The organism is Acinetobacter sp. RIT698, assembly GCF_009668065.1.
GTDB lineage: Bacteria > Pseudomonadota > Gammaproteobacteria > Pseudomonadales > Moraxellaceae > Acinetobacter > Acinetobacter guillouiae.
The window spans coordinates 1-19,868 of the sequence record NZ_WJYH01000001.1; the positions used below are offsets into that span (position 1 = coordinate 1).

Genomic DNA, 19,868 nt, shown 5'->3' on the forward strand with positions numbered 1-19,868 from the left:
TCAATCAATACAATTGATTATTTATTATTGTTTTTGATATTCATGATTCCATGCCCATACATGATCTAAGTACCCATTAAAGATCTTTCATAAATCAAAAAATGACCATGTTGAGTGAATCAGATTGGTATTGAAAGTCCCTTCTCCCTTTGGGAGAAGGCTAGGATGAGGGGGATTTTATGATGATCTATGGCTTTAAAAAGGACTAACGTAAGAAGTCTATTGTTAATGACGCTATAACCAAGAATATAGCTTGATAATCAAAACAATTTAACCATCACTAAAAATAGTGATTATTAAAACACCATCAGGAAACACAGCAGGGATTAAAAAAATTCACCCAATACGCATTTTTATAATCCCTAAATGCTTTATTTTTGTGGTGGAACAGAATAAGTTCCTGTCACATGTGCAACAGGATCATCCGAACCTAAAGAATAAATCCAGACCTCACCTACAATTAAAGCTTTACCCACTTTCATCAATTTACACACGCCACGAATATCAACACCACCCGTTGGCTTGCGTAAAAAATTAATATTCATATTGGTCGTAACCGTCAAACCAACTAAACCAATTTCACCCATAATCGCAACATAGAGTGCAAAATCGGCCAAGGCCATCATGGTTGGACCTGAAACAGTTCCACCTGGTCGTATATCTTGATCACTGACATGCCAAACCAAAGAAGCCCCTTTTTCGGTTACTTCTTCAATTTCACAACGTTGTAAGCTAGGTGAAAAAAATTGCTGTAAGAATTCTACGATTTCAGCTTTCGAGCTTTTCATAATTAAAGTCTTTATATCCTTGACCTAAAACAATATAAAGACTTTTTCGGTCCAAAACATTAACGCTATCATTCAAATCAACAGAATAAATTGCTCAATTTCACTTATGTAGAGGATTGATTGGTATTTATTTTAAGTAGTTCAACGCCTCAGCAAATACTTGCTCTGGTGCTTGAGTCGCATCTAAACGTTTCATTCGTTGAGAATCACGCAAATGAATTTCAGAAAAACCACTGCGTACCGATTCAAAAAACACCACTTTTTCTTGTTCAAAGCGATCTAAGGCACCACGCGCACGTGCACGGTTCATTCCCAATTCAATTGGCGCATCCAACCAAAAAGTAATATCTGGCATTTTAGAGACAAAATTTTCATTGAGCAGTTGTAACTTCTCTCGACTTAACCCGCGACCAGCACATTGATAAGCAAAGCTTGAATCGACAAAACGGTCACACAGTACAATCTTGCCCTCTGCCAAGGCAGGTAAAATCACAGCTGCCAAATGTTGTGCTCGTGCTGCATACATCAGCAATAACTCAGTGTCATTACTCATCTGTTCTTCATGATTAACAGACAGCAATAATGAACGGATTTGTTCAGCTAAAGGCGTACCGCCAGGCTCACGTGTTAATACAACCTGTTGACCTTGTTGTTGAAAGTAATCAAATAACTTTTGAATGAGCGTGGTTTTTCCTACACCTTCAGTACCTTCAAAACTTATAAACATGCTCATTCCTTAATTCTTAGACCGCATAACTTGAATATATTCTTGCACTGCACGATTATGATCATTCAGATTGGCTGTAAATTTGTGCCCACCATTACCGGTGGCAACAAAGTAAATGTTTTCAGAGTTATCTGGATGCATCGTTGCTTCAATGGCTTTTTTACTGGGTAAAGCAATCGGTGTTGGCGGTAAACCATTGATCGTATATGTATTATAAGCAGTCGGAGTACGTAAATCCTGCTTTGAAATCTTACCCGTATATTTATCACCCATCCCATAAATCACGGTAGGATCGGTTTGTAAACGCATGCCCAGTTTTAAACGACGATAGAACACACCTGAAACCTGACGTAACTCGCTGTCTACACTGGTTTCTTTTTCAATAATCGATGCCATGATTAAGGCTTCATATTTATTTTTATAAGGTAAATCTGGCGCGCGTTTTTCCCAAGCTTCATCTAAAATTTTCATTTGACGTTGGTACAGGTCAGTCAAGATTTGCTTATCAGTTGCACCTTTATCAAAGAAATAAGTATCAGGTGCAAATAAACCTTCTGGGTGATCATAAGGAATATTTAAGGCTTTCAGCATTTCACCACTCGGAAGCTGAATCACCGATTTTTCAACCAATGGATCTTTTTTTAATGACTGAATTAATTGCTTCGTTGTCGTCCCTTCTATCACCAAAAGTCGACTCATCTGGGCATTTTCAATATTAGAAACCATTTCTAATACTTGGCGTACATTCATACCTTTAGTGACTTCATACACACCAGCTTTCATGGTGTCATGAATGAAAATTTTCCGATAAAGCTTAAGAATGATTGGAAAACTGACCTTATCTTCTTTGGCCAATTGATCAATAAAACCGGTATAGGTTTCACCATTTGAAATAGACAGCTTTTGTTTTAGACCCGTCACTGGATACGCTTTAAAAATACTCATTTTTAAAATGATTGCAGTAATAATCAAAAAAACAACCAGAACGATCGCAATGCCTTTATAGATGTTATTGCTCACTTGGGCTTGAGTTTTCTTTTTAGATTTTGGCTTAGGTTTGGTTTTAGGCATGAGAATTAAACTGACTTAAATTTAAAGTATTAAATAACTCAACACAGGATTGAGTGTCTAGATGTTGATGATTCAACGTTTCGACCACTTTCATTGGACTGAGGGCATTGCAAAAGAACAGGCTTTGAAAATGTCGAATTTCATCCATATCGATAAAACGCTGTTCACAGGTGACACCATAATAATGCATCCGTGACAAAATTTCGGCACGCATCACACCATGTACGCCATTATAACGAAGTTCAGGCGTAATCCATCTATTGTTTATCCGAATAAAACAATTACTGCTCACACCTTCAACAACTGAACCTTGTACATCTGTGACTAATGCTTCTAACCAGCCTTTTGCTTGAGCTTCTTTTTTTAGTAACACTTGTTCTAAACGGTTTAAGGTTTTTAAACCCACCAAATTCGGCATCAATAAACCAATTGCTTGATCTAATACACCACTGTGAATTAATTCAGGCTGGAAGCATGCAGTTGTTTTTGGATAATAAACCACATAAAGATCGGCCTCATGCTCAGGCATCGCATAACCACGATCACCATCACCCCGACTAATGATAACCTTCAATGTGCCATTTAATATTCCATTTTTTTGTCTTAAACATTCCAGAGTCTGATCCAATAACTCAAAATTCACATCTAAAAATAAACGTTCAGCCGCCAACTTCAATCGAGCACGATGTAAAAGTTCCAACTCCATAACATCTTGATGTAATCGTACTGTGGTAAAACAACCATCTCCATAATGAAATGCTCGATCTAAAAGTGAAATAGAATCAACAAATTGAGCATTTTTAAAACAGATCATTAAGCAATTTCCTATGGCTTTGCACGAATACTATAAGCAATATAAGCATTTTCTTTTTCTCTTTTATTCATATAAAATTCGTTTTTTATTATTTTTTATGGATAAAGACTAGCGTTATGCTCACTCCATCTTACCGAACTTCAGAATTAAATGGGGCAAAAAAATGCAGTTCTCTAAACTTAAATTCGCTGTGGCAGCAGTACTGATCTCAACCACATCTTTCAGCGTTGCTGCAAAAGATTTTTTAAATGTATCTTATGATCCAACACGAGAATTGTACGATAATTTTAACAAACAATTTGCAACGTTTTGGAAATCTAAAACTGGTCAAGACATCCAGTTTAAACAATCACATGGTGGCTCTGGTAAACAAGCGCGTGCGGTTATTGATGGTTTGCAAGCAGATGTTGTGACTTTAGCATTGGCCGCAGATATCGATGCGATTGCACAAAATACAAATTTATTGCCAAAAGACTGGCAGAAGAAATTCCCACAAAACTCTACACCGTACACATCAACAATCGTTTTCCTCGTCCGTAAAGGTAACCCGAAAGGCATCAAAGACTGGGGCGATTTGGTAAAACCAGGTGTAGAAATTGTAACACCAAACCCTAAAACTTCAGGTGGAGCACGCTGGAACTATTTAGCAGCATGGGCTTGGGCAAAACATAAATATGGTTCAGACGCAAAAGCACAAGAGTTTGTACGTCAAATTTATAAACAAACTAAAGTACTCGATTCTGGTGCACGTGGTTCTACGACGACATTTGCAGAACGCGGCATTGGTGATGTGTTATTGGCTTGGGAAAATGAAGCGTATTTATCTACACGTGAACAACCAGGTAAATTTGAAATCATTACCCCATCACTATCGATCTTGGCAGAACCACCTGTCGCAATTGTTGAAAAGAATGCTGAAAAAGACGGTAACTTAAACTTAGCAAAAGCATATTTAAATTATCTGTATTCACCTGCTGGTCAAGACATTGCAGCGAAAAACTTCTACCGTCCGCGTAATGCAGCAATCTTGCAAAAGTATTCGACAACATTCAAACCGTTAAAATTGGTCACAATTGATAAAGAGTTTGGCGGTTGGACTAAAGTTCAAAAGCAACATTTTGAAAATAATGGTGTTTTTGATCAAATCGTAAAAGCCAATGCAAGCAGCAAATAACTGTTTAAAATAAACTTAAGCGAAAGGAAACAGGAGCATAGACATGATTCATACAATTATTGTTCCAGGCGTTGGTGGTAGTGATTACGATCACTGGCAATCTAAATTACAACGTGAACTCATGTCTTGCTCGCGCGTACAACAACAGGATTGGAATTTACCTATTCTTAAAGACTGGATTGCCCAATTTGTTGCGACTGTCGTCAATGCTACGCAACCTGTTCAAATTGTTGCACATAGTTTCGGATGTTTAACCACGGTTGCTGCTTTGGCTCAGCATCCTGAAATTGTAGCTAAAGTAAGAAAAATTATTTTAGTTGCACCAGCTAATCCAGCACGTTTTGGTGAGGCTGGTTTTGCTCGAAACAGTATCAGTGACTATGAAGCTTATTTTCATGAGTTGAAAATTACGGTCCCTGCTGAAATGATTATTTCTGAAAATGATCCTTGGTTAAATTTTGAAGATGCACAGAAGCTTGCGAAAGCGTGGAAAATTAGGCCTCGAAATTTAGGTCAGGTTGGGCATATCAATGTTGCATCAGGCTTTGGACACTTTCCTGAAATTTATGATCATTTAATTTTTGATAAGCAAAACTTCTTTATCAGTAATACTGATGACAACAAGTTGTTATTTAAATTTGCAATTTAATCATTGCCTTTTAAGCTTGCAAAATCGTTTTAAATTTGCTTATTGATTTCAATAAGCTTTCTCTCTTTTGAGGAGTCATCATGTCGCAGCGATCCCGAGTGCTGCCAGGTTTTGGTCTTTCACTAGGCTTCACCCTAGCGTATCTATCATTAATCGTACTGATACCACTGTCTGCCGTATTCATAAAATCATTAGGCGTAGGTTGGGATGGTTTATGGGAAATCTTGAGCTCTGAACGTATTTTAAAATCATTACAGCTCAGTTTTACCACCGCCCTGATTGCAGCCTTGATCAATGTCATTTTCGGCTTTTTATTGGCTTGGTGCTTAGTCCGTTATTCATTTCCTGGTAAACGTATAGTAGATGCATTGGTGGACTTACCCTTTGCATTACCTACAGCGGTCGCAGGTATTGCGTTAACCTCTTTATATGCATCAACAGGTTGGATTGGTCACTTGCTCGAGCCTTTAGGGATTAAAATTGCCTATACCTCACTAGGTATTACGCTTGCTTTAATTTTTATTGGTATTCCTTTTGTGGTTCGTACAGTACAGCCAGTTTTAAGTGATCTTGAAACTGAGCTAGAAGAAGCCGCTTCTGCATTGGGTGCAAATCGTTTTCAGATCGTGACAAGAATCATTTTACCGATTTTGTTTCCGGCCTTACTGACTGGCTTTGCATTGGCATTTGCTCGCGGTGTGGGTGAATATGGTTCGGTCATCTTTATTGCAGGCAATATTCCTTACGAAACTGAAATTGCTCCGTTAATGATCATTACCCGTCTTGAAGAATATGATTATGCAGGTGCAACGACAATTGCAGTGGTGATGCTGGTGATTTCTTTCTTTATCTTGTTCCTGATTAACTTGGTACAAGCTTGGGCAAGTCGCCGTACTGGGAGAACCGCACGATGAGCTTAAATACCAACAGCAATGCTTTGGCTGAAAAACTGCAATCTCGTGATGCGACACGTGAACCTGCCTGGGTACGTAATACCCTACTAATTATTGGTCTGATTTTCTTTTTAGGCTGCTTAATTCTACCGTTGGTGCTTATTTTTGTTGAAGCATTTAAACAAGGGATTCAAGTCTACTTTGCTTCACTGGTTGATCCTTATACCCTATCTGCGGTCAAACTCACATTATTGACTGCAGCCATTGCAGTACCTTTGAATGTGATTTTTGGTGTTACAGCAGCATGGTGTGTTGCCAAGTTTAATTTCCGTGGAAAATCATTCTTAACCACCATTATTGATACACCATTTTCAGTCTCACCCGTCATTGCTGGTTTAATGCTGGTTTTGATCTTTGGCTCACAAGGTTGGATTGGATCATGGTTAATTGAACATGATATTAAAATCCTCTATGCGACACCGGCCATTATCCTCGCAACTGTATTTATTACTGTTCCTTTTGTTGCACGTGAATTAATTCCATTGATGGAAGCACAAGGAACAGAAGAAGAAGAAGCTGCAATTGTGCTCGGTGCTTCGGGTTGGCAAACCTTTTGGAAAATTACCATTCCAAATATTAAATGGGGTCTCATTTATGGCGTGATTTTGTGTAATGCACGTGCCATGGGTGAATTCGGTGCAGTATCTGTGGTTTCAGGCCATATTCGTGGTGAAACCAATACCTTGCCGTTGCATATTGAAATTTTATATAACGAACCAAATTCGATTAGTGCTGCTTTTGCCGTCTCAACATTGTTAGCATTTTTGGCCATCATTACCTTGATTTTAAAAACATGGGTTGAATATCGCCAAGAAAAACAAGATCGCGAAAGTAAAGAATCAACTGTTTCTTAAGGAATTGCACATGAGTATTCAAGTTAAAAATATTGAAAAAAACTTCGGTGCATTCCATGCACTTAAAAACATATCGCTAGATTTTCCAGAAGGTCAATTGGTTGCCCTGCTTGGTCCTTCTGGCTGTGGTAAAACCACATTACTGCGTATTATTGCTGGTTTGGAATCAACGGATAGAGGACAAGTCATCCTTGAAGGTACAGATGCAACCAATATTCACGTGCGTGAACGTCAAGTTGGTTTTGTATTTCAGCATTACGCACTGTTCCGTCATATGACTGTTTATGACAATGTTGCATTTGGTTTACGTGTTCGTCCAAAGGCGACTCGACCAAATGAAACTGAAATCAAAAAACGTGTTACCCGTTTATTGGATTTGGTACAACTTGGTTTCTTAGCAGATCGTTATCCAGCGCAATTGTCTGGTGGTCAACGTCAACGTATTGCATTGGCACGTGCCTTGGCTGTTGAACCACGTGTATTGCTCTTAGATGAACCTTTTGGTGCATTGGATGCCAAAGTACGTAAAGAATTACGCCGTTGGTTACGGACTTTACATGATGAATTACATATCACGTCAATCTTTGTAACCCATGACCAAGAAGAAGCCTTAGAAGTTGCTGATCAAATCGTGGTGATGAACAAAGGTGATATTGAACAAATTGGTTCACCGCGTGAAGTTTATGAAAAACCAGCAACTCCGTTTGTATTTGACTTTTTAGGTCAAGCAAACCGTTTTGAAGGTGAAAACCATCAAGGCATCATTCAAATTGGTGAAGATCGCATCCAACTGCCTTCGGCTACACAAACTGCCAATGGTAAAGTGATTGCCTTTGCCCGCCCAAATGAATTAAAAATTCACACGCAACCGACTGAAAATACAATTCAAGCAACCTTCTTACGTGAGTTGTGGATTGCGGGTAAAGTCATGGCAGAGTTACAAGATCGTCAAGGACAACTGATTGAAATTGCTTTAAATCCTGATGAAGCAAAATTACATCAATATCGACCAAATCAAACAGTTTGGGTAAGTGCATCTACACTTCACCTATTTGAAAATCAAGTCGCGTAATCGACGACAGGATGAATATTACCCCTATTCATCCACATTTGAGGTATCGAACATCATGAACTTTCAACAATTACGAATTATCCGAGAAACAGTTCGTCAAAATTACAACTTAACCGAAGCCTCTGCTGCACTTTATACTTCACAATCTGGTGTCAGTAAGCATATTAAAGATTTAGAAGATGAATTGGGTGTACAGCTGTTTGTTCGTAAAGGCAAACGGTTATTAGGTTTGACAGAACCTGGTCAAGCATTGTTGAGTATTGTTGAACGCATGCTTATTGATGCTGACAATATTAAACGTCTTGCTGATGATTTTAATAAAGTTGATGAAGGTACGCTTACAATCGCAACAACACATACACAAGCACGTTATGTGTTACCACCGATTGTCAATTTATTTAAAAAAGCATTTCCCAAAGTTCATTTGATTTTGCAACAAGCCAGTCCTGTTGAAATCTCTGAAATGTTATTGCTTGGTTTGGCTGATATCGGTATTGCAACTGAATCACTAACCACTGAAGATAATTTGGGCAGTGTATCTTTCTATAACTGGAAACACAGTATTATCACGCCACAAGATCACCCACTGACTAAGCTTAATCCTAAAGAGATTACCTTAGAAAAATTGGCTGAATTTCCAATTATCACCTACCACGGTGGTTTTACAGGACGTTCTAAAATTGATAAAGCATTTGAAGATGCCAATTTAGATGTAGATATCGTCATGTCAGCACTGGATGCCGATGTGATCAAAACCTATGTTGAACTGGGAATGGGTGTCGGTATTGTCAATGATGTCGCTTATGACACAGAACGCGATAAACGTCTAAAACAAATCGATACTGATATTTTTGGTTTAAATACGACATGGATTGCGGTTCGTAAAGGGCACTTACTTCGTGGCTATGGCTATGAGTTTATTTCACTCTGCTCTCCAGAAGCCGATATCAAAGCATTGAAAAAAATTGCGTATCCTGATGATTAAACTTTGAGATAAATGACTAAGAAAAAAATTAAGTCATCGAGGAATAAATCGTCAATAAATAAACCATCGAATAGTCATGACGATCAAAGATAGAGAGCTACGGCTCTCTTTTTTATCATTTAAAAATAAAACACAAACTCTTAAGAATAATTAATCTATTTGATTTTATTTAATATTTTACTATAAGCATGCCTTTTTAGTATAAAATTTAGTCTTATCTTTATCACTGATCAATTTATTTCGGGGGGAATGAATGAATTCTATTGCTTGGGGCTTAACCCTTGGAAGTTTTGTTCCTCTTTTTAGCCATGCCGCAGGTATGGAGAAATCAGACCAGTCTATCCTTGCTTTTTTAGAACCGAATCATTATGTAGAATTGTCTTATGCAGAGCTCTATGCAGATGTTTCAGGGCAACTACCTCAACATGAGCAATTCAAACAACTCGGCGTTGAAGATTTTTCAACGGGAAATCTTGTAAATAACTACCATTTTGTCAATGCTGCTGCAAAACTACAAATTGCCCCACAACTTTCATTTGGGCTGATTTATGATCAGCCTTATGGTGTGGATCTTAGTTATGAATATCGCCCGCAAAGCTATGCTGGAAAGCAGCTTTTAGAAGCTGGTCAATTTAATTTTAAAAGCCAAAATCTTTCGATGTTATTGGGTTATCAGCCTAGTGCGAATTGGAATATATATGCTGGTGGCATTTATCAACAGTTCGAGGGTGAACTCAAAGTCTTTGGAGCAAACTATTCAGCGATGAGTGGCTATCATGCACAGCTAAAACAAAGTTCAGGTCATGGTTGGCTTGCAGGTTTAAGCTATCAAATTCCAGAGTATGCAGTAAAAACTGCGATTACCTATCGTTCCAAGATCAATCATCAATCTGCAATCACTGAGGATGTTTCAGCGCAAGCTTTAAGTATTATTCCTTTTGCTAAAACACAAATCACCACGCCTCAATCCGTCAATCTGGATCTTCAGACAGGTTTAACGTCATCGAATATTCTTTATGGCAATTTGAGGTGGGTCAATTGGAAAGATTTTGAAATTCAACCTAGACAATTTGGTGCAGTGGTTAAGATTGCTGCAGAACAATACCCTGAACTCATCAAACCTTTTAATCTGATTGATTATAACAAGGATGAATGGTCTGCAAAGCTTGGATTTGCGCATATATTTTCACAACAATGGGTTGCCACTACAGATATTTCATGGGACTCAGGCAATGATAATCCCGCTGGAACCTTAAATCCTTCTGATGGCTTTTATGCTTTAGGCTTGGGTGCTTTATATAACATCAATCCTCAGAGCTTTATTTCTTATGGTGTTAAATATTTTAAATTCAATAAAGCAAAAGTTAGCAACTTAGATGCCAATACTTCAATTGTCCAAAACTCAACTTTATCTGAAGTGGGCCATAATGATGCTTTTGCACATGGAATTCGAGTTGGCTATCGCTTTTAATTCATCTAAAAATTCAGCTATCAAAAATACCAAGTTCAAAATAAAAAACGAGCCGAAGCTCGTTTTTATTACATGATAATCAATAAATTACCAGTGGTAGCTTACACCCACTTTACCAACTGGTAACCATTTATATTTGTCATCATTTGAAATTTTATTTTCTTCACCACGGATAGCATCACTTAATCGATCGCCATTACCATTTACTTGGTCTGTACCACTTATTTGTTGCAGTGAAACAGTAGGATTACCTGTATAGTATGCACCTACTTCACCAAATACACCGAAGTTCTTGTTGATTTTTGGAGCAAAACCAAAACCTACATATGGTGCAAATTGGTTATCGTATTTTTGCTTACCTTTTATCTGAACATCTGATGCAGCATTAAAATCAGTATTATTCACAGAGAAATTACGACCCTGAGAAATACGACGCTCTAATCCATATTCATTATCTACATAGCCTACACCAGTAGCAACATATAGACCTTGAGCCCAAACATTTTGGCTTGCACCCCAAGGACGAATTTCAGCATTTAAATACGCTAATTTGTTGTCCATGTCTAAGTCATACTTAGATCCATTGATTTTTAAATCATCAGACCAAGAAATATCACCACCGTTATAACCCAATGCTAAACCAACATAAGGGTTAGCAGTCCAAAGTAAAGCACCACCGTAACCAGTTGTACCGACTTCAAGACGAGCGCCTGTAGGGATTAATTGGTTTGCTTCAAATGCATAACCTTGGTCAACAACAGACCCATCAGCCATTGCTAAACCAGAAGCAGATAATGCAGCTGTAACAGCCAATAATTTTAACACTTTCATTTATGTCTCCTCAAAAAAATAGAGTTTGTTCTTTAATCATTAATGTGTTGGACTCGAAACGATCATATGTGATTCTCTCCGCACAATTAATAGGGAAATTGATTACTTTTTGTTATTTTTTGATACAATTGGATATTAATTGTTGTTTTTAAACGAAATAAATTAAATAAAAACTTAACAATTCATTTATTTGGTTGTTTTATTTTAAATTATAAGATTAGTTTTTTCGATTGAAACTAGATTTTATATCTAATCTGAGTCCAATTTGGTGTAGAATCTTTTAAAATTTTTTGGGAAGGAAGATCATGTCTCAGCTTTCAACGATCATTGAACAAGCGTTTGAAAACCGTGCCAACTTTACAGCAGTAGATTGTCCTGCTGAAGTACGTCAAGCTGTTGAAGAAGCCATTGCTGGCTTAGATAACGGCACACTTCGTGTAGCTGAAAAAATTGACGGTGAATGGATTGTTCACCAATGGTTGAAAAAAGCTGTTTTATTGTCTTTTAAATTAAACGATAACAAGCCAATTGAATCATGTGATCTTCGTTTCTATGACAAAGTAGAGACTAAATTTACTGGTTGGACTGAAGAACAATTTAAAGCTGCTGGTGTACGTGTTGTACCACCTGCTGTTGCGCGTAAAGGTTCTTTCCAAGCGAAAAATGTCGTATTGATGCCTTCTTATGTAAACATTGGTGCTTATGTAGATGAAGGCACAATGGTTGATACATGGGCGACTGTAGGTTCATGCGCTCAAATCGGTAAAAATGTTCACCTTTCAGGTGGTGTAGGTATTGGTGGTGTTCTTGAACCACTTCAAGCAAACCCAACAATCATTGAAGATAACTGCTTTATTGGTGCACGTTCTGAAATCGTTGAAGGCGTGATTGTTGAAGAAGGCTCAGTTATTTCAATGGGCGTATTCATTGGTCAATCGACTAAGATTTTTGACCGTGAAACAGGTGAAATCCATTATGGTCGTGTACCAGCTGGATCTGTCGTTGTTTCAGGCAGCCTACCATCTAAATGTGGTACATATAGCTTATATGCTGCAATTATTGTCAAGAAAGTTGATGCTAAAACGCGTGCTAAAACAAGCTTGAACGAATTGCTTCGCGAAGACTAATTTATATTCCCTCGTGGAATTTTAGTTATCTAGCGTAGCAATCGCTTCTCATCTCTACGGTCAATCGTGATCGTAGAGATTTTTCATTTTGTAATCTGTGGTAAATTTCATGAATTCTCTTCGTTCTTCGACTATTCCTGTTTCTGATCCGTCTGCGGGGCTGCGTATCACGGAGATTTTTTATTCATTGCAAGGTGAAGCCAACACTGCGGGTTTACCGACTGTTTTTATTCGTTTAACAGGTTGCCCATTACGCTGTACCTATTGCGATACCACCTATTCTTTTGAAGGTGGCGAACGCCAATCGCTTGACCAAATAATTCAAACAACATTAGATTATAAAACTCCTTATATTTGTGTCACAGGTGGCGAACCGCTCGCTCAGCCCAATGCCTTACCCTTAATGCAACGTTTAGCAGATTTAGGTTGTGAAGTTTCTTTAGAAACCAGCGGCGCTTTAGATGTCTCTAAAGTCGACCCACGTGTTTCAAAAGTTTTAGATTTAAAAACCCCAACTTCGGGTGAGGTTGCACGGAATTTACTCAGCAATCTTGATCATTTAACTCAACATGATCAAATCAAATTTGTGATTTGTAATCGTGAAGACTATGAGTGGTCTAAACAGCAAGTTGAACAATACGCTTTAGCGCAAAAAGTCAGCACAGTATGGTTTTCTCCTGCTTTTGCAGTGGAAAAAGGTGCGGCACGCTTGCCTCAGCTTGCACGCGATTTAGCACAATGGATTTTAGAAGACCATCTCCCTGTTCGCTTCCAGTTGCAATTACATAAATTGCTTTGGAACGATGAAACTGGTCGTTAAATTTATCGTCAATTATTAATATTTGGAGAGTTGGATATGCGCCCTCGTGCCGTAGTCTTATTATCTGGTGGCTTAGACTCAACGACGTGTTTGGCTTGGGCTCAAGCAAACTATGACTGTATTGCCCTAAGTTTTATGTATGGTCAACGCTCTACCACTGAACTCGATGCAGCCCGCGCTTTAACGCAACGTGCAGGTGTAGAACATCGTGTGATTAATATCGATTTAGGTAATTTAGGTGGTTCAGCGCTTACAGACCTTAACATTGATGTCCCTGATCATGAAACAGATGGTATTCCTGTAACTTATGTTCCAGCACGTAACACCATTTTCTTGTCTTATGCACTTGCAGCAGCAGAAGTTTTTGATGCTCAAGCGATCGTGATTGGTATCAATGCTGTTGATTATTCAGGATATCCTGACTGCCGCCCAGAGTTTATCGAGGCCTTTGCTAACATGGCTCGTCTTGCAACGAAAGTCGGTGTAGAAGGAAAACCTCTTAAGTTTGAAACACCTCTGTTACATTTATCCAAAGCGAATATAATACGCTTAGGCATCGAACATGGCGTAGACTATAGTCAAACGGTTTCATGCTATCAAGCAGATGACCAAGGACGTGCTTGTGGCAAATGTGATAGCTGCCGACTTCGTAAAGAAGGTTTTAAGGATGCAGGTATTGCAGACCCAACACGTTATATACCGCAATAACAAGGTACTGTTTATGAAAAATTTAAAATCAAGTCTTATTCTTTCTGCTTTATTTTCAGCTTCGGCTTTAATGGGATCTACGGCTTTTGCTGCTGAATCAAATGCAGTTCAACAAGCCTATAAAAGCGCAAATGTTAAATCTGCACTTATTGGCGTGTGTAAAACAGAAACAGCTAAAGGTGGTAAATTAACGTCTGCTGAAGTAAGCAAATACTGTAGCTGTGCTGTTGAATCTGATGGTAAGTTAACCAACGATCAAAAATGGCAAATCCAAAGTGCCATTAACCAAAAGAAAAGCCCAGCAACACTTGCTTTCGTTCAAAAAAATAACCAAGACCTTCAAACATGTTTTGGTCCTCAGTTAACAGGTAAATTAAAAACCTTAACTGAAGAAGCAATGAAAGCTGCACAAGCGAAGAAATAATTTCTTCTCATTGCAAAGAGCCTGCCCATGCAGGCTCTTTTTACAATTGGATGATACAAAACCATATGCAGGACCAATGGAATACTGTGATACAGCAACAAAAATTTGTTGCTTCATATAGTGGCGGGAAAGATAGTAGCCTGGCTTTATATCACGCTTTGCAAAGTGGGCAAGCCGTAGCTCTCATTGTCATGTTAGAAGAACACGGACAAAGATCTCGTTCTCATGCCATGCCACTTGATATCATTGATGCCCAAGCAGAGCTGATTGGTTTACCTATACTTAAAGCATCAGCCACGTGGAATGACTATGAACATCAATTTGTAAATCTTCTCAATCAAGCCAAACAGTTGGGTGCAGAAGCACTTGTTACCGGTGATATTGATCTGATTGGACATGCGCAATGGAACCAATCTGTCTGTGAGCAAAGCCAATTACAGTTATGCATGCCATTATGGCAAAAACCACGGCTCGACATTGTAGGTGAATTTATTCAACTGGGTTTTGTCAGCATCATTGTGACGATTAATTTAAACCTCGGTATGCGGGTTGAAGATTTGGGTAGAGTTTTAACAGCTGATTTTGTGGATGAATTAATCGAACGTGGGATTGATCCATGTGGTGAAGCTGGTGAATTTCATACCACACTGATAGATGGTCCAATTTTTAAAAAGCCGCTTTTACTGAATAAAGGTGATATTCTCTATCATGAAAATTATGCCTTTTTAGCACTTGAACTTAAACACAACAGCATTTAAGGACAAACAATGACTGAACAAATACAACTTCCAAATCAGAAATTCCCAACGACTACGGGTGAAATCAACCTCACCGAGCTCTCTACAGATTGGTTAGTTTTATATTTTTATCCAAAAGATTCTACACCTGGCTGTACCACTCAAGCGGTTGGTTTCTCTTGTATAAAAGATCAATTTGATGCTTTAAATACCACCATCATTGGTGTATCTCGTGACTCTGTAAAAGCACATCAAAACTTTACGGAGAAGCAAGCATTGACCATTAATCTGATCAGTGACAAAGAAGAAGTATTATGTAAACACTTTGATGTGATTAAAGAAAAAAATATGTATGGTAAACAAGTGATGGGGATTGAGCGCTCAACATTTATTTATCATCAAGGCAAACTGGTTAAAGAGTATCGTAAAGTTAAAGCGGCTGGACATGCTGAACAAGTTTTAGAACACTTAAAAGCACTACAAAAAGCTTAACTGCAAAAGTCCCTACTCGCTCTAAAGTTAACATGACTTTAAACGAGTCAGGGACTTTAAATCTTCTTATTGAGAACATCCTCAAGCCCGATATAGATTGTTCCCTCTTTCCTCATAAAAAGATCATTACTCTGACTTGATCCAACAATACCAATCAAAGCAGCAAAGAGATTGCAATTCCCCACATAACCAATGCAATAATAAAATCTAATATTTGCCATGCGCGTTGATTTTGAAAAACCGGGAGTAAAAAGCGTGCACCAAAACCTAAGCTAAAGAAGAATAACCACGATGCTGTTACTGCACCAATCGCAAAATAAAGTGCGGTAGTTTCAAACTTTGTCGATATAGAACCAATTAAAACCACTGTATCCAAATAAACATGTGGATTAAGCCAAGTTAAAGCTAAACAAATCAGAAGCATTTTCATCAGCTTGGATTCATTTTTTTCACTCGGTTTTAAACCTGTCGATGTTCTAAAAGCTTGTAGAAAATGTTGCGCCCCATAGACCAATAAAAACGTTGCTCCAAAATATTTTGCCCAATCGACAAACTCTGGATGCGTTTGAATGACTTTTGAAAATCCAAGTACACCTAATAAAATTAAAATCGAGTCAGATGCGGCACAGACCACACAAACCCAAAATACATGTTGCTTCTTTAAACCTTGTTTGAGTACAAACGCATTTTGAGCGCCAATTGCAATAATCAGGCTAAACCCAACAGCCAACCCCTGCATATAACTTTGCAACATTTTAAAACTACACTTTTAAAGTTTTGAATGAACTATGCTATTATCCAAACTTATCTCTTTAAATGAGTATTTATAAATAAATATCATCTTAGCTAAGTTTTTCTTAGTTAATCATGATGTGACATTTTTAAAATAACTTATATCTTTATATAAAAAACGCCCATTTTTTTAGAGGATCAGCATGTTACAAAGTAAGCATAGTGAAGCTTTTCTAGCGGTTGCCGAAACAGGTAGCTTTGAGCAAGCTGCTATTCGTTTAAATATAACAGCATCAGCGGTAACACTACGTTTGCAAACTTTGGAAAAACAACTTGGGCAAGTGCTGATCATTCGAGAAAGACCATGTAAAGTCACTCAAGCAGGTCAGGAAGTGTTACTTTTCCTGCAACATCATCGATTGATGGAACAAAATTTAATTCAGAATCTTCAAGGGCAAAGCTCACAATCACAATTTTTTAAATTAAATATCGCGGCTAATGCCGATTCATTGGTGACGTGGCTATTACCCACAATTCAACACACCTTACTCACAGAAAAAATTGTTATAGACTTAAAAATTGATGATCAAACCCAAACCCATCACCTTCTTGAAGCGGGATTGGTCAATGCCTGTATCTCGACCGAATCGAAACCAATGAAAGGCTGTGAGGCGATTCATTTAGGTAAAATGACTTATAGGATGGTTGCTACACCGAATTTTATCCACACTTACTTTCAGCATGGCATTCAACGTGAAACGTTACGGCATATCCCTGCTGTTATTTTTAATGATAAAGACCATGTACATGCCGAAGTTTTACAACACGTTTTTGGCTTAATGCCAAACAGTTATCCATGCCACTTTATTCCTTCTGCAACATCTTTTGTGGATGCAATTTTGCTCGATTTAGGTTATGGCATGGTGCCTAAAATGCAAATTCAAAAAGAATTAGCAACAGGACAATTACTTGAAATCATGCCCAAAGCAAGAACTGATTTACATCTATATTGGCATCATTGGAAACAACAATCTAAACAACTGGAAAAACTCACATTGGATTTAATTAGTAATACTCAATCTATTTTGGATTAAGCTTTATAGCAGCTACGACTTGACCCAAATTAAAGTATCTTATTTTAATAATTTATAATGAAAAACTTTAGAAATAATCCACCAGCGATTTTCACTAAAAACCAATGTTAAAACATCATAAAAATACTTTGGTTCAATGACACATTCCAAGCTTACAACTGCGGTAGTTTCACTCAGTATTTGAATGGAACAAATTTTATCTTTTCTTACTTGCTTTAAAGATGAAGGAGAAATGCGCTTTTCAACAATAGCAAAATATTCAGACATCGTTAAAATAACCAGTGGCTCTTCAACTGCAGAAACATAACATGCTTTAGCGTGAAAAATTTGCTGCAATTTAGCAATATCACAGTTGTATAAACCGTCAAAATACAATTGAATAAGTTGCTGTATATCCTCTAATGTTTTAGCCATAATATACTCTCCATTGTCTTTATGATTTTTGGCGTATATCTGTTACAGTTTGCCCTGCCACCCCCCAATTGTCGGTATGCATTTCATCAATCACTACAAATGTTTTTGCAGGATCCTTATTCAACACATTCACCAACAACTCAGTTGCACCTTGAATCAATTGCTTCTTTTGCGCTTGAGTCACCCCTTCATCTGTCACTTGAATTAGAATATATGGCATGGATGTTTCTCCTAAAGAAGACCTTCAGCTTTCATTGCTTTTTGTACAGATGGATGTTGTTGCATTTGCTCCATAAAAGCTTGTAAAGATTTCAAATGACTTAAGTCCAAATTGATAAATGTTGCCCAACGAGTCACAACAAATAAGTAAATCTCTGCAATGGTAAATCCTTGCCCCAACAGATTTTCTGAATCATGAATTTGCTCATCTACCCATGTGTATTGTTTTAATAATTTCTCTTTGAAAATATTTTTACTCGTATCATCAAACCCTTTTTGAAAAAATGGTGCATACGATTTATGTAATTCCGAACTAATGTAGTTCATCCACTCCAATACTTTATAGCGCTTTAAATCGCCAAATGTAGGTAATAAATCACTACGTTTAGCAGTCTCAGCCAAATACTGGCTAATGATCGCACCCTCACTCAAATGCAAGCCATCATCACTGATTAAAAATGGCACTTGACCTTTCGGGTTAATTTTCAAAAAATCCTGACCTTGTTCCGTTTGGTGATTTTTAAAAGAAACATTCACTAAATTAAAGTCTTGGTTAATTTCTTGTAATACGATATGAGGGGCAAGTGAACATGCACCCGCTGTGTAAAAAAGTTGCATCTGCTTATTCCTTAAGTTGCTTTAACTTCATGCTATTCTTAACATCATGAACAATAAATACTCACAATATCAATTCAGTTATTACATGGTGTATATAATGAACACAACATTAAAACGAACAATGTTGAGTAGTGTTGAAATATTTTGTCTCGTTGCAGAACAGCGAAGTTTTTCCAAGGCTGCCTATCAAGCTGGTTTAACACCCGCAGCGGTAAGTCGATCAATTGCTCGTTTAGAAGGTCGCTTAGGAATTCAATTGTTTAATCGAACAACACGCAATGTTCGTTTAACCCAAGCGGGTGAGGAATATTTCTTAGAATGTCAGCAGGCAATCAAACAAATTGCTGAGGTTGAATTAAGATTAAAAAATAAATCAGCTCAACCTTCTGGAACAATTCGGATGAGTTTACCAACACCTTTTGGTCACTTTAGAGTTCTACCTCTCTTACCTAAATTTCAGCAGCTTTACCCAGAAATTAACTTGGATATACAGCTCACCAATAAAAATGTAGATTTCATTACGGAAGGTTTTGATCTTGCAATTCGGGGGCGTAATGTGCCTGAATCCAATTTAATTGCTCGTTGTTTAGAAAAAGCCGACTTGCTGATTGTCGCCTCTCCTGAATACTTAAAGAAACATGGCACACCTACTGAGATTGCCGATTTACAGCATCATCAATGTATTCAATTTATCTTACCTAGCACAGGAAAAGAAGTGCCTTGGTCTATGCTCATTGAAAATGAAGTTGTAGAGATTCAAACCCAAGGACACTTGAATTGCAGTGAAGATATTTTAGCGACCATTACCTTAGCTCAACATGGTGGTGGCCTATTGCAAACCTGTCGTTTTATTATTGAAAATGATTTAAAACAAGGAAAGCTGGTCGAAGTCCTACAACAATATTCAGGTACTCAACGACAATTTTCCCTGCTTTATCCTAAAAATAAATATGAACAACGACACATCCGCTTATTCATTGATTTTTTAATTGAACATCTAAAATATTAGACTTAAAAAACAGGCTCGAAATAACGATGAGATTAAAAAAATAACGCACCCTGGTCTTTTCTATCTTTGATCTTTTCTAGGTCTG

At 37.7% G+C, this 19,868-nt stretch carries 24 protein-coding genes; 15 read left to right on the forward strand and 9 right to left on the reverse strand.

Going from position 1 to position 19,868, the window contains the following annotated elements; all coding sequences use genetic code 11:
• Positions 1–371: 371 nt before the first annotated feature.
• The 4 genes from GJV03_RS00005 to pabC form a co-directional block, all read right to left on the reverse strand.
• The gene (locus GJV03_RS00005) at positions 372–788 is read right to left on the reverse strand and encodes a PaaI family thioesterase (RefSeq protein WP_004717165.1); all 417 of its coding nucleotides are present in this window, start codon (positions 786–788) and stop codon (positions 372–374) included.
• 127 nt (positions 789–915) lie between these two features.
• Positions 916–1,515 carry a dTMP kinase gene (gene tmk, locus GJV03_RS00010; protein ID WP_004717166.1) on the reverse strand — a complete coding sequence of 200 codons (600 nt, stop codon included), beginning with the start codon at positions 1,513–1,515 and terminating at the stop codon, positions 916–918.
• Between the two features lie 9 nt (positions 1,516–1,524).
• The gene (gene mltG, locus GJV03_RS00015) at positions 1,525–2,586 is read right to left on the reverse strand and encodes an endolytic transglycosylase MltG (protein WP_151957148.1); all 1,062 of its coding nucleotides are present in this window, start codon (positions 2,584–2,586) and stop codon (positions 1,525–1,527) included.
• Positions 2,579–3,400, reverse strand: coding sequence for an aminodeoxychorismate lyase (gene pabC, locus GJV03_RS00020; protein ID WP_154129186.1), 822 nt, complete (start codon positions 3,398–3,400; stop codon positions 2,579–2,581). Before pabC ends, mltG begins: the two co-directional genes overlap by 8 nt.
• 163 nt (positions 3,401–3,563) lie before the next feature.
• On the opposite strand from pabC, the gene GJV03_RS00025 reads away from it, so the two are divergent.
• The 7 genes from GJV03_RS00025 to GJV03_RS00055 all read left to right on the forward strand — a co-directional run bounded on the left by GJV03_RS00025 (position 3,564) and on the right by GJV03_RS00055 (position 10,558).
• Complete coding sequence (locus GJV03_RS00025) at positions 3,564–4,574, forward strand: sulfate ABC transporter substrate-binding protein (protein ID WP_004717173.1); 1,011 nt, start codon at positions 3,564–3,566, stop codon at positions 4,572–4,574.
• A 43-nt stretch (positions 4,575–4,617) separates the two neighbouring features.
• Positions 4,618–5,223 carry an alpha/beta hydrolase gene (locus GJV03_RS00030; protein WP_154129187.1) on the forward strand — a complete coding sequence of 202 codons (606 nt, stop codon included), beginning with the start codon at positions 4,618–4,620 and terminating at the stop codon, positions 5,221–5,223.
• An 80-nt stretch (positions 5,224–5,303) separates the two neighbouring features.
• Positions 5,304–6,137, forward strand: a complete 834-nt coding sequence (cysT, locus tag GJV03_RS00035) for a sulfate ABC transporter permease subunit CysT (RefSeq protein WP_004717179.1) — start codon at positions 5,304–5,306, stop codon at positions 6,135–6,137.
• Entirely contained in the window at positions 6,134–7,030 is an 897-nt protein-coding gene (gene cysW / locus GJV03_RS00040; RefSeq protein WP_004717181.1) for a sulfate ABC transporter permease subunit CysW, read from the forward strand. Before cysT ends, cysW begins: the two co-directional genes overlap by 4 nt.
• Before the next feature lie 10 nt (positions 7,031–7,040).
• The gene (locus tag GJV03_RS00045) at positions 7,041–8,102 is read left to right on the forward strand and encodes a sulfate ABC transporter ATP-binding protein (RefSeq protein WP_004717183.1); all 1,062 of its coding nucleotides are present in this window, start codon (positions 7,041–7,043) and stop codon (positions 8,100–8,102) included.
• A gap of 55 nt (positions 8,103–8,157) precedes the next feature.
• Positions 8,158–9,087, forward strand: coding sequence for a CysB family HTH-type transcriptional regulator (locus GJV03_RS00050; protein WP_004717184.1), 930 nt, complete (start codon positions 8,158–8,160; stop codon positions 9,085–9,087).
• Positions 9,088–9,340: 253 nt separating this feature from the next.
• On the forward strand, positions 9,341–10,558 hold the full coding sequence (locus GJV03_RS00055; protein ID WP_154129188.1) for an outer membrane protein transport protein: 1,218 nt from the start codon (positions 9,341–9,343) through the stop codon (positions 10,556–10,558).
• 87 nt (positions 10,559–10,645) lie between these two features.
• On the opposite strand, the gene carO is transcribed toward GJV03_RS00055, so the two are convergent.
• On the reverse strand, positions 10,646–11,389 hold the full coding sequence (gene carO / locus GJV03_RS00060; RefSeq protein ID WP_004717188.1) for an ornithine uptake porin CarO: 744 nt from the start codon (positions 11,387–11,389) through the stop codon (positions 10,646–10,648).
• 305 nt (positions 11,390–11,694) lie between these two features.
• Between carO and dapD the strand changes: the two genes are divergently transcribed.
• The 6 genes from dapD to GJV03_RS00090 all read left to right on the forward strand — a co-directional run bounded on the left by dapD (position 11,695) and on the right by GJV03_RS00090 (position 15,697).
• Positions 11,695–12,516: a 2,3,4,5-tetrahydropyridine-2,6-dicarboxylate N-succinyltransferase gene (dapD, locus tag GJV03_RS00065; RefSeq protein ID WP_034612558.1), complete on the forward strand. Its 822-nt coding sequence runs from the start codon at positions 11,695–11,697 to the stop codon at positions 12,514–12,516.
• Between the two features lie 109 nt (positions 12,517–12,625).
• Positions 12,626–13,336, forward strand: a complete 711-nt coding sequence (queE, locus tag GJV03_RS00070) for a 7-carboxy-7-deazaguanine synthase QueE (protein WP_004717192.1) — start codon at positions 12,626–12,628, stop codon at positions 13,334–13,336.
• 36 nt (positions 13,337–13,372) lie between these two features.
• Positions 13,373–14,044, forward strand: a complete 672-nt coding sequence (gene queC / locus GJV03_RS00075; RefSeq protein WP_004717194.1) for a 7-cyano-7-deazaguanine synthase QueC — start codon at positions 13,373–13,375, stop codon at positions 14,042–14,044.
• Between the two features lie 13 nt (positions 14,045–14,057).
• Positions 14,058–14,468: a hypothetical protein gene (locus GJV03_RS00080; RefSeq protein WP_004717195.1), complete on the forward strand. Its 411-nt coding sequence runs from the start codon at positions 14,058–14,060 to the stop codon at positions 14,466–14,468.
• Between the two features lie 65 nt (positions 14,469–14,533).
• Positions 14,534–15,226: a diphthine--ammonia ligase gene (locus tag GJV03_RS00085; RefSeq protein ID WP_004717197.1), complete on the forward strand. Its 693-nt coding sequence runs from the start codon at positions 14,534–14,536 to the stop codon at positions 15,224–15,226.
• Positions 15,227–15,235: 9 nt separating this feature from the next.
• A complete protein-coding gene (locus GJV03_RS00090) occupies positions 15,236–15,697 on the forward strand; it encodes a peroxiredoxin (RefSeq protein ID WP_154129189.1) in 462 nt (153 codons plus the stop codon).
• Between the two features lie 154 nt (positions 15,698–15,851).
• Here the strand turns inward: GJV03_RS00090 and GJV03_RS00095 are convergent, their stop codons facing one another.
• Positions 15,852–16,451, reverse strand: coding sequence for a LysE/ArgO family amino acid transporter (locus GJV03_RS00095; protein ID WP_151957152.1), 600 nt, complete (start codon positions 16,449–16,451; stop codon positions 15,852–15,854).
• A 181-nt stretch (positions 16,452–16,632) separates the two neighbouring features.
• Between GJV03_RS00095 and GJV03_RS00100 the strand changes: the two genes are divergently transcribed.
• Positions 16,633–17,523, forward strand: coding sequence for a LysR family transcriptional regulator ArgP (locus GJV03_RS00100; RefSeq protein ID WP_004717203.1), 891 nt, complete (start codon positions 16,633–16,635; stop codon positions 17,521–17,523).
• Between the two features lie 39 nt (positions 17,524–17,562).
• On the opposite strand, the gene GJV03_RS00105 is transcribed toward GJV03_RS00100, so the two are convergent.
• From GJV03_RS00105 to gstA, 3 genes are read right to left on the reverse strand one after another with little or no spacing between them, the layout of a single operon-like run.
• The gene (locus GJV03_RS00105; RefSeq protein ID WP_154129190.1) at positions 17,563–17,937 is read right to left on the reverse strand and encodes a nuclear transport factor 2 family protein; all 375 of its coding nucleotides are present in this window, start codon (positions 17,935–17,937) and stop codon (positions 17,563–17,565) included.
• A 19-nt stretch (positions 17,938–17,956) separates the two neighbouring features.
• Complete coding sequence (locus GJV03_RS00110) at positions 17,957–18,157, reverse strand: 2-hydroxymuconate tautomerase family protein (protein ID WP_154129191.1); 201 nt, start codon at positions 18,155–18,157, stop codon at positions 17,957–17,959.
• Between the two features lie 11 nt (positions 18,158–18,168).
• A complete protein-coding gene (gene gstA, locus GJV03_RS00115) occupies positions 18,169–18,774 on the reverse strand; it encodes a glutathione transferase GstA (protein WP_105713604.1) in 606 nt (201 codons plus the stop codon).
• 97 nt (positions 18,775–18,871) lie between these two features.
• Between gstA and GJV03_RS00120 the strand changes: the two genes are divergently transcribed.
• On the forward strand, positions 18,872–19,783 hold the full coding sequence (locus GJV03_RS00120; protein ID WP_004717212.1) for a LysR family transcriptional regulator: 912 nt from the start codon (positions 18,872–18,874) through the stop codon (positions 19,781–19,783).
• The last annotated feature ends 85 nt before the right edge of the window (positions 19,784–19,868 follow it).

Bases quoted from the DNA above. Each gene is read 5' to 3' on its own strand.
- GJV03_RS00030 (WP_154129187.1), top strand. From the start codon at position 4,618: ATGATTCATACAATTATTGTTCCAGGCGTTGGTGGTAGTGATTACGAT.
- GJV03_RS00005 (WP_004717165.1), bottom strand. From the start codon at position 788: ATGAAAAGCTCGAAAGCTGAAATCGTAGAATTCTTACAGCAATTTTTT.
- GJV03_RS00080 (WP_004717195.1), top strand. From the start codon at position 14,058: ATGAAAAATTTAAAATCAAGTCTTATTCTTTCTGCTTTATTTTCAGCT.
- GJV03_RS00100 (WP_004717203.1), top strand. From the start codon at position 16,633: ATGTTACAAAGTAAGCATAGTGAAGCTTTTCTAGCGGTTGCCGAAACA.
- GJV03_RS00050 (WP_004717184.1), top strand. From the start codon at position 8,158: ATGAACTTTCAACAATTACGAATTATCCGAGAAACAGTTCGTCAAAAT.
- GJV03_RS00090 (WP_154129189.1), top strand. From the start codon at position 15,236: ATGACTGAACAAATACAACTTCCAAATCAGAAATTCCCAACGACTACG.
- cysT (WP_004717179.1), top strand. From the start codon at position 5,304: ATGTCGCAGCGATCCCGAGTGCTGCCAGGTTTTGGTCTTTCACTAGGC.
- carO (WP_004717188.1), bottom strand. From the start codon at position 11,389: ATGAAAGTGTTAAAATTATTGGCTGTTACAGCTGCATTATCTGCTTCT.
- mltG (WP_151957148.1), bottom strand. From the start codon at position 2,586: ATGCCTAAAACCAAACCTAAGCCAAAATCTAAAAAGAAAACTCAAGCC.
- GJV03_RS00105 (WP_154129190.1), bottom strand. From the start codon at position 17,937: ATGGCTAAAACATTAGAGGATATACAGCAACTTATTCAATTGTATTTT.
- dapD (WP_034612558.1), top strand. From the start codon at position 11,695: ATGTCTCAGCTTTCAACGATCATTGAACAAGCGTTTGAAAACCGTGCC.
- GJV03_RS00025 (WP_004717173.1), top strand. From the start codon at position 3,564: ATGCAGTTCTCTAAACTTAAATTCGCTGTGGCAGCAGTACTGATCTCA.
- GJV03_RS00045 (WP_004717183.1), top strand. From the start codon at position 7,041: ATGAGTATTCAAGTTAAAAATATTGAAAAAAACTTCGGTGCATTCCAT.
- cysW (WP_004717181.1), top strand. From the start codon at position 6,134: ATGAGCTTAAATACCAACAGCAATGCTTTGGCTGAAAAACTGCAATCT.
- GJV03_RS00120 (WP_004717212.1), top strand. From the start codon at position 18,872: ATGAACACAACATTAAAACGAACAATGTTGAGTAGTGTTGAAATATTT.
- GJV03_RS00095 (WP_151957152.1), bottom strand. From the start codon at position 16,451: ATGTTGCAAAGTTATATGCAGGGGTTGGCTGTTGGGTTTAGCCTGATT.
- pabC (WP_154129186.1), bottom strand. From the start codon at position 3,400: ATGATCTGTTTTAAAAATGCTCAATTTGTTGATTCTATTTCACTTTTA.
- GJV03_RS00085 (WP_004717197.1), top strand. From the start codon at position 14,534: ATGCAGGACCAATGGAATACTGTGATACAGCAACAAAAATTTGTTGCT.
- GJV03_RS00110 (WP_154129191.1), bottom strand. From the start codon at position 18,157: ATGCCATATATTCTAATTCAAGTGACAGATGAAGGGGTGACTCAAGCG.
- gstA (WP_105713604.1), bottom strand. From the start codon at position 18,774: ATGCAACTTTTTTACACAGCGGGTGCATGTTCACTTGCCCCTCATATC.
- GJV03_RS00055 (WP_154129188.1), top strand. From the start codon at position 9,341: ATGAATTCTATTGCTTGGGGCTTAACCCTTGGAAGTTTTGTTCCTCTT.
- tmk (WP_004717166.1), bottom strand. From the start codon at position 1,515: ATGTTTATAAGTTTTGAAGGTACTGAAGGTGTAGGAAAAACCACGCTC.
- queE (WP_004717192.1), top strand. From the start codon at position 12,626: ATGAATTCTCTTCGTTCTTCGACTATTCCTGTTTCTGATCCGTCTGCG.
- queC (WP_004717194.1), top strand. From the start codon at position 13,373: ATGCGCCCTCGTGCCGTAGTCTTATTATCTGGTGGCTTAGACTCAACG.